This window comes from Sphaerisporangium rhizosphaerae (genome assembly GCF_042665155.1).
GTDB classification, from domain to species: Bacteria; Actinomycetota; Actinomycetes; order Streptosporangiales; family Streptosporangiaceae; genus Sphaerisporangium; species Sphaerisporangium rhizosphaerae.
Genome location: NZ_JBHTCG010000129.1, coordinates 1 through 529, shown reverse-complemented (window position 1 = coordinate 529; position 529 = coordinate 1). Strand labels below are relative to the sequence as shown.

1 pseudogene is annotated in these 529 nt (G+C 67.9%); it reads left to right on the top strand.

The window, feature by feature from the left end:
• Positions 1 to 529, top strand: a pseudogene (locus ACFQSB_RS40405) (DNA-directed RNA polymerase subunit beta); the annotation flags it as partial.

The following is a 529-nucleotide window of genomic DNA, read 5'->3' as shown; positions in this document are numbered from 1 at the left end:
ACGGCAACAAGGGCGTCATCTCCAAGATCCTGCCCGTGGAGGACATGCCGTTCCTGGAGGACGGCACCCCGGTCGACATCATCCTCAACCCGCTGGGCGTGCCCGGCCGGATGAACGTCGGCCAGGTCCTGGAGACCCACCTGGGGTGGATCGCCGCCCGCGGCTGGGACATCACGGGGGTGCAGGAGGCCTGGGCCGAGCGGCTGCGCGACAAGGGCTTCGGGCAGGTCGAGCCGCGCACCAACATGGCCACCCCGGTCTTCGACGGCGCCCACGAGGAAGAGATCGTCGGCCTGCTCGGCAACACCGTCCCCAACCGTGACGGGGAGCGGATGGTGGCGAAGAGCGGCAAGGCCCAGTTGTTCGACGGCAGATCGGGCGAGCCGTTCCCGTACCACATCTCGGTCGGCTACATCTACATCCTCAAGCTGCTCCACCTGGTCGACGACAAGATCCACGCCCGCTCGACCGGTCCGTACTCCATGATCACCCAGCAGCCGCTCGGCGGTAAGGCCCAGTTCGGCGGCCA